This is a genomic window from Candidatus Bipolaricaulota bacterium (assembly GCA_021159055.1).
Classification (GTDB): Bacteria; Bipolaricaulota; Bipolaricaulia; order UBA7950; family UBA9294; genus S016-54.
The window spans coordinates 1-7,140 of sequence record JAGGSO010000144.1; the positions used below are offsets into that span (position 1 = coordinate 1).

Annotated in this window: 7 protein-coding genes; 5 read left to right on the plus strand and 2 right to left on the minus strand. The window is 65.5% G+C overall.

Annotation, left to right across the window (positions count from 1 at the left end):
- The 4 genes from J7J55_07425 to J7J55_07440 form a co-directional block, all read left to right on the plus strand.
- The coding region (locus tag J7J55_07425; GenBank protein MCD6142525.1) for an ExeM/NucH family extracellular endonuclease at positions 1-1,233 on the plus strand (1,233 nt) is incomplete at its 5' end.
- Between the two features lie 54 nt (positions 1,234-1,287).
- Positions 1,288-2,403 carry an esterase-like activity of phytase family protein gene (locus J7J55_07430; protein ID MCD6142526.1) on the plus strand — a complete coding sequence of 372 codons (1,116 nt, stop codon included), beginning with the start codon at positions 1,288-1,290 and terminating at the stop codon, positions 2,401-2,403.
- A gap of 69 nt (positions 2,404-2,472) precedes the next feature.
- The gene (locus J7J55_07435; protein ID MCD6142527.1) at positions 2,473-3,456 is read left to right on the plus strand and encodes a zinc-dependent alcohol dehydrogenase family protein; all 984 of its coding nucleotides are present in this window, start codon (positions 2,473-2,475) and stop codon (positions 3,454-3,456) included.
- Positions 3,457-3,524: 68 nt separating this feature from the next.
- Positions 3,525-4,250 (plus strand): fumarylacetoacetate hydrolase family protein, encoded by a 726-nt coding sequence (locus tag J7J55_07440; protein MCD6142528.1) that lies wholly within the window; start codon positions 3,525-3,527, stop codon positions 4,248-4,250.
- On the opposite strand, the gene J7J55_07445 is transcribed toward J7J55_07440, so the two are convergent.
- Positions 4,247-5,227, minus strand: coding sequence for a PKD domain-containing protein (locus J7J55_07445; GenBank protein MCD6142529.1), 981 nt, complete (start codon positions 5,225-5,227; stop codon positions 4,247-4,249). The genes J7J55_07440 and J7J55_07445 overlap by 4 nt on opposite strands.
- Positions 5,228-5,240: 13 nt before the next feature.
- The gene (gene trpS, locus J7J55_07450) at positions 5,241-6,227 is read right to left on the minus strand and encodes a tryptophan--tRNA ligase (protein MCD6142530.1); all 987 of its coding nucleotides are present in this window, start codon (positions 6,225-6,227) and stop codon (positions 5,241-5,243) included.
- A gap of 100 nt (positions 6,228-6,327) precedes the next feature.
- Here trpS and J7J55_07455 point away from each other — a divergent pair.
- Positions 6,328-7,140, plus strand: an 813-nt coding sequence (locus J7J55_07455; protein MCD6142531.1) for an NTP transferase domain-containing protein, incomplete at its 3' end; no start/stop codon positions are given.

Sequence of the window (7,140 nt, forward strand, 5' to 3'; positions counted from 1 at the left end):
GCTCCCACTGAGATCGCCGCACCGGGAACTGACGCCCTGGCGGTGGCGCACGCCAACGCCCTCGATCGGATCGTCCTCGACGACGGGAGTTCGACCAAGAACCCTGATCCGATCCCCTATCCGGCTTCCGGGCTCTCCGCGACCGACACCTTGCGGGACGGAGATGCAATCCAGGGGGTGCAAGGGGTCGTCACCTATTCCTACGGGTCTTATCTCATCGAGCCGATCACCCCACCGGAGTTCCTGTTCCTCAACCCGAGGACCACCGCCCCGGCCCCGGTCGGGGGTACGCTGCGCGCGGCGAGCTTCAACGTGGAGAACTACTTCAATGGGGACGGGTGTGGGGGAGGGTTTCCCACCGCGCGCGGGGCGGTCAACCTGCGGGAGTTCGAGCGGCAGCAGGACAAGCTCGTGAAGGCGCTCGTCGGGCTCCACGCCGATGTGATCGGCCTCGCCGAGATCGAGAACGACGGGTTCGGGCCGGGAAGCGCAATCCACGACCTGGTGGCCGGGATGAACGCCGCCGCACCGATCGGGACGAGCTACGACTACGTCCGCCTGCCCGTCGACCAGGTGGGGACCGATCTGATCACCTGCGCCATCGTCTACCGCACCCAGACCGTCGCCCCGGTGGGGGAGGCGAAGTTCTTGCTCGCTGGCCTGCCGGAGATGAACCGCCCGCCGGTCGCTCAGACGTTCATGCAGAAAGGGAGCGGGGCGAAGTTCACCGTGGTGATGAACCACTTCAAGTCGAAGAGCTCGCGCGGGGCGTACGGGGACGACGCCGACCAAGGGGACGGGCAGGGGGCGTGGAACCACAACCGGACCGAGGCAGCGAAGGCGCTTTTGAACTGGATCGCGACCGACCCCACCGGAAGCGGTGATCCGGACGTCCTGATCATCGGCGACCTGAACGCCTACACCCGCGAGGATCCGATCACGACCATCCTCTCCGCCGGTTATGTCGACCTCCTCTCCCGCTCCGGGGATGGACCCGATTACACCTACGTGTACAAGGGGGAGGCCGGATGCCTTGATCATGCCCTCGCCTCGACGAGCCTCGCCCGCCAGGCGACCGGAGCGGCGGTCTGGCACATCGACGCGGACGAGCCGCCGGCTCTCGGGTACGGGACGGCGTACAAGTCGGCCGATCAGCTCGTCTCCCTCTACCGGAACGACCCGTACCGGTCCTCGGACCACGACCCGATCGTGATCGGGTTCGACCTCAAGTAAGGGGATTTGCCCCCGTTTTCGGAGGATGGGATAATGGGAGGAAAGGAGGTAGCCATGAAGAAGGTGGTGCTAGGGTTGGTGCTGGTGGCGGTGGCCCTGTTCGGGGCGGTCGCAGTGGGAAGCTCGCTCAAGTTCCTGGGATCCTACGAGATCCCGACTGACGAATGGTTCTACGGGACGATGCAGGTGGGAGGGATCTCTGGCCTGGCTTACGATGCGCAGCGGGACGTCTACTACGGGATCTGCGACGACCGCGGCGGGACCGGGACCCCGGGGCGGCTGTACACCCTGCGGATCGACGTCGATAGAACCGGGATTCACAACGTGCAGGTCCTCGGGGTGACGTTCCTCGACTCCGACCCGAATACCCCCGGCGTGCAGCCATACCCGGCGAAGGGGATCGACGCCGAGGAGGTGCGCCTCACCCCGGACGGCCAGCTCATCATCTCTTCGGAGCGCGATCTCGACGGCAATCCCTGGATTCGTAGGTTCGCTCTGGATGGGGTGCTGCTGGAGGAGATCCCGCTCCCGGATAAGTTCATCCCCGGGGAGACCAAGGGGGTCAGGAGCAACCTCGCGTTCGAGGGGTTGGGGCTGATCCCGGACGGGAAGACGCTCTACGCGGTGAACGAGCAGGCACTCGTGCAGGACGGGGACAATTCAACAGTCGATCACGGGACGCCGGTGCGGATCGTCGACTTCGACCTGAGCGGGGAGACCCCGGCGGATGTGGCCGAGTACGTGTACGTGACCACCAAGATCTTCGCCGCTCCCACCTCGGGAACCTACGCGGACAACGGGGTCTCCGGGATGCTCTACATCAAGCCGTACATGCCGGAGTACGACCTGCTCGTGATGGAGCGCTCGTACTCGAGCGGGGTGGGGAACGATATCAAGCTGTTCGGGGTGAACCTCACCGGGGCGATGGATGTGAAAGACGTGTTCGCCCTTCCCTCTCCGTTCACCGGAACCCCGGTGCAGAAGACCCTGCTCGTGCGGGTATCCGCCCTGAAGGAGCTGTCCGACATCGCGGTCAATCCGGATAACATGGAGGCGGTCGCAATCGGGCCGCAGCTGGCGAACGGCCACTACACCCTGATCGTGGCGAGCGACAACAACTTCAACAAGCATGAACGCAACTTGTTCCTGGCGTTCGAGATCGTACCTTAAGCGACGCATCCCGCCGGGAGTAACGCCTCTCGGCGGGACGCTTCATTAGAGGAAACTAATATGCGCACCATGCAGGCGATGGTCCTCGAGCGGCCGGGTGAGCCGCTCCGGCTCAAGGAAATGCCGATTCCAAGCCCTGGGGAGAACCAGGTGCTGCTCAAGGTCGCGGCGTGCGGGATCTGCCGGACCGACCTTCACATCTTCGACGGGGAGCTCCCGCACCCGAAGCTCCCGTTGATCCCGGGACACGAGATCGTCGGCCGGGTGGTCGAGCGCGGCGCTGGAGTGACCCGGTACCGGATCGGGGACCGAGTCGGGGTCCCGTGGCTCGGGTACACCTGTGGAACCTGCCGCTATTGCCGCAGCGGCAGGGAGAACCTGTGCGAGAACGCTAGATTCACCGGCTACACGATCGACGGGGGCTACGCCGAGTATGCGGTCGCCGACGTGCGCTACGCGTTCCCGATCCCGGCGCGATACCCCGACGCCAACGCCGCTCCGCTCCTGTGCGCCGGGCTGATCGGCTACCGTGCCTATCGGATGACCGATGATGCTGAGAGGATCGGGTTGTACGGGTTCGGAGCGGCGGCACACCTCATCGCCCAGGTCGCGGTCCACCAGGGAAGGAAGGTGTACGCGTTCACCCGCCCCGGCGATCGGGAGAAGCAGGCATTCGCCCTCCGCTTGGGAGCGAGCTGGGCCGGGGATTCCACCGCCCTTCCCCCGGAGCCGCTCGACGCGGCGATCATCTTCGCCCCGGTCGGAGCGCTCGTCCCTGCCGCCCTGCGCGCCCTCGACAAAGGCGGCACGGTCGTCTGCGCCGGGATCCACATGTCCGAGATCCCCGCGTTCCCCTACGACATCCTGTGGGAGGAGCGGAGGATCGTCTCGGTCGCCAACCTCACCCGCCGCGACGGGGAGGAGTTCATGGCGATCGCGCAGGAGTTTCCGATCGAGACCCACGTCACGGAGTTTCCACTCGCGGAGGCGAACGCGGCGGTTGCGGCCCTCCGCGCTGGCCGGATCAAAGGAGCCGCGGTCCTGATCCCATAAGACTTCCGGTTGCATCTTTCCCCAGGATCGTATAGCCTCGGGAAAACTGCGGATTCGAAAGGAGGAACATGCGCCTTGTCAGGTTCATCCATCCCCGGTCGTCCGAACCGACCGCCGGGACCCTCGTCGGGGAGACGGTTCGGTCTGATGCCGGGGAGTTTCCCGCCGCCGCGGTCAGGCTCCTTCCCCCGTGCACCCCGACGAAGATCATCTGCCTCGGGCGTAACTACGCCGCTCACGCGAAGGAGCTCGGGAACGAGGTTCCGGAACGCCCTATCTTCTTCTTCAAGCCGCCGTCCGCGGTGATCGGACCGGATGAGGAGATCGTCCCCCCGGACAGTCCCCGGATCGACTACGAGGCCGAGCTCGCCGTGGTGATCGGAAAGCGGTGCCGAAACGTCGAGCCGAGCGCCGCACTGGACGTCGTCCTCGGGTATACGTGCATGAACGATGTCACCGACCGGGCGGTACAGAGCTGGGAGAAGAACTGGGTGCGAGCGAAGGGGTTCGACACCTCCGCCCCGCTCGGGCCGGTGATCGTCACCCCCGACGAGATCTCGGGCCCGTTCCGGGTGATGTCACGGGTGAACGGAGAGCTGCGCCAGGACGGTTCGACCGCTGATTTGATCTTCCCGATCCCGGAGATCATCGCCGAGATCACCTCCCGCATCACCCTCGAGCCCGGCGACGTGATCGCAACCGGGACCCCTCCCGGCGTCGGCCCGCTCCACCACGGGGATGTCGTGGAGGTCGAGATCGAGGGGATCGGAATCCTGCGCAACCGCGTCCGCTAGTAGTCCCAGCGCTGCTTGATCGCGTCCGGGCCGATCCCCCATGGGTCGGTTCCGAGCCGGATGTAACCGGATAGCTCGGGATTAACCGCCGTTTCGGCGACGGCGTACAGTGTCCCGTCGATCGTCCATACCCCGGTGGTTCCGGGGAGATCGTCTAGCTCTGCCTGGGTGATGGGGACGAGCCCGAGGACGTGGTCCGGGGTGCCGTCGGCATCGGTGTCGACGAACGCCATCGTTACGTGATACTCGAGCGCCCGCACCAAGCTGACGTATAGGATCGTCGTGTCCTCGCAGTCCCCCTTTCCGTCGACGAGGGTCTCGATCGGATAGAGCGGGTACTCCATCCCGGGTTGGTCCTCGACGTAGCGGATCGAGCCCTGGACAAAGGCGAGGATGTAGTCGAGCACCCCGATCCGCCCGCCGGTCGCGCGGGCCTGGAGGGCGTCCGCAAGGTCGGAGAGGGTCGGGTCGTCCACCGGCTCGATGACGTAATCCCCGTAGTTGTAGTTGTCGATGAGCGGATGGCGGACCTGGTTGTGGTAGCGGAGATAGAGGGACTCGGGGATCAAAAACTCGAGGTACTGCGGCTCTCCGTCATAGTCCCAGTGGTAGCGGCGGAGGATCTTTCCCTCCGGGACCGGGAGGACGTTCACCTCCGCGGACGCGCTCGCTTCCCCGCCACGGGGATCGACCACCCGCAGGGTGATGGTATATTCCCCCGGGGAGGAGAAGGTGTGCTTGACCACCGTTCCGCTCCCGGTCGTTCCGTCGCCGAAGTCCCAAACGAAGCTGAGCCTGTCCCCGTCGGGGTCGTACGAACCAGAGGCGTCGAACGAGACCGTGAGCGGGGCGTAGCCCTGCTCTAAGTCGATGGTGAGCGCGGGGACCGGGGGATTGTTTTCCGGCTGAAACAGGCACCCGGAGAGGATAACGGTCCCCAAGAGGATCAGCCCGAGCTTCCACCAGCGAACTTTCATCGTCGCACGGCGTTCAGCCCTGAGATGGGAAGAGCCCGACCAGCTCCCGCACCTGCCGCATGTTCTCCCGTGCGATCCGCCGCGCCCGCTCCGCGCCGGCGGCGAGGATCTCCTCCACCTCTCCCGCTGCGGCCAGCTCGGCCCGCCGCTCCTGAATCGGACGGAGCACCCGCATCAGGCTCTCGAACACCACATCCTTCAGGTGGGAGTACATCAGGGTTCCGGCATCGTATTCCTTCCGCAGTGCGGCCGCCGTCTCCGGATCAGCGGCAAGCTCGAGGATCTCGAACAGATTCGCCACCCCCGGCGACATCTCCTTCCCGCGTGGGCCGATGTCGGTGACCGCGGAGCGGATCTTCTTGCGGATCGACGCCTCGTCCTCCATCACCCCGACGTAGTGCGCCTCTCCCGCGCTCTTGCTCATCTTCTTCTCCGGGTCGGCGAGGGACATGATCCGCGCCCCGCGCCGCGGGAGGAGCGGAGCCGGCTCGGGGAAGAACTCCCCGAACCTGGAGTTGAATCGGCGCGCGATCCGCCGCGACAGCTCCAAATGCTGAACCTGATCCTTCCCCACCGGGACCTCCTCCGCGCGGTAGAGGAGGATATCCGCCGCCTGAAGGACAGGATAGTTGAACAACCCGGCGGAGACGAACTTCCTCCCGGCTGACTTGTCCTTGAACTGGGTCATCCGGGTGAGATCCCCGTAGGAGGTGACGCAGCCGAAGATCCAGGCGAGCTCAGTATGCTCGGGGACGGCTGATTGCACGAACAGGATCGACCTTTCCGGGTCGATTCCGCAGGCGAGGAGGTCGAGGGCCATGTTGAGCGACGAGCTGCGAAGGACCTTGGGATCGACCTCGACCGTGATCGCGTGGTAGTCGACGATGCAGTAGATGCAGTCGTGATCCTCCTGGAACGCGACCCAGTTCCGGATCGCCCCGAAGTAGTTCCCGATGTGAAGCGTTCCGGTCGGCTGGATCCCGGAGAAGACGCGTTTCATCCTTCCACCTCCCCGTCCTGATTCTGCTGAAGTATACGCGCTCGCCGACGAGGTGTGCAACGGTTTTGCCAATCCGGCTCGATCCCGTATCATTAAAACGATGGCGAGAAAACTGGGAGCGATCATCCTGGCCGCGGGGAAGGGGACCCGCATGCGCTCGAAGCGCCCCAAGGTCCTCCATCCGGTCTGTGGCCGCCCGATCCTGGACTACGTGCTCGCGGCAGTGCGGGGACTCGACCCAGCCCAGGTGATCGTGGTGGTGAGCGATCCCGCGGTGCGGGAGGCGTTCTCCGCCGCAGGAGTGACCTTCGTCGACCAGGCAGAACCCCGCGGCACCGGCCACGCCCTCCTTCAGGCGCGGGGGAAAGCGACGCCCCCTACCCTCCTCGTCCTCCCCGGTGATGTTCCCCTCATCACATCTTCAGTCCTCAGCGACTTCCTCGAACAGCATGAGAAGGAGAGAGCCGATCTGACGGTGCTCTCTGTGATCCTCCCTGCACCGGGGAGCTACGGGCGGATCGTGCGGGACCAAGACGGGCACCCGACGCGGATCGTGGAGGCGCGCGACGCTACCGCGGACGAGCTCGGGATCACCGAGGTGAACACCGGGATCTACGCCCTGCGCAACGACCCGTTCCTATGGGAATCACTGGCCGGGCTCGGGACGGGAAACGCGCAGCGCGAGTACTACTTGACCGACCTCGTCTCCCGCTACGCCACGGCCGGAAGGCGGGTGGCGGCGGTCCCGACCCCGGAGCCGGCAGCGGTGATGGGAGTAAACTCCCGCGCCGAGCTCGCTCGGGCGGAGGGGATGATGCGGGATCGGATCGCGGCGGAACTGATGGAAAGCGGGGTGAGGATCGTCGATCCCGCTCACACCTACCTCGAACCAGGAGTGAAAGTGGGCATGGAC

Excerpts from the sequence above, each read along its gene's own strand:
- J7J55_07445 (MCD6142529.1), bottom strand. The coding sequence starts at position 5,227 with ATGAAAGTTCGCTGGTGGAAGCTCGGGCTGATCCTCTTGGGGACCGTT.
- J7J55_07435 (MCD6142527.1), top strand. The coding sequence starts at position 2,473 with ATGCAGGCGATGGTCCTCGAGCGGCCGGGTGAGCCGCTCCGGCTCAAG.
- J7J55_07440 (MCD6142528.1), top strand. The coding sequence starts at position 3,525 with ATGCGCCTTGTCAGGTTCATCCATCCCCGGTCGTCCGAACCGACCGCC.
- J7J55_07430 (MCD6142526.1), top strand. The coding sequence starts at position 1,288 with ATGAAGAAGGTGGTGCTAGGGTTGGTGCTGGTGGCGGTGGCCCTGTTC.
- trpS (MCD6142530.1), bottom strand. The coding sequence starts at position 6,227 with ATGAAACGCGTCTTCTCCGGGATCCAGCCGACCGGAACGCTTCACATC.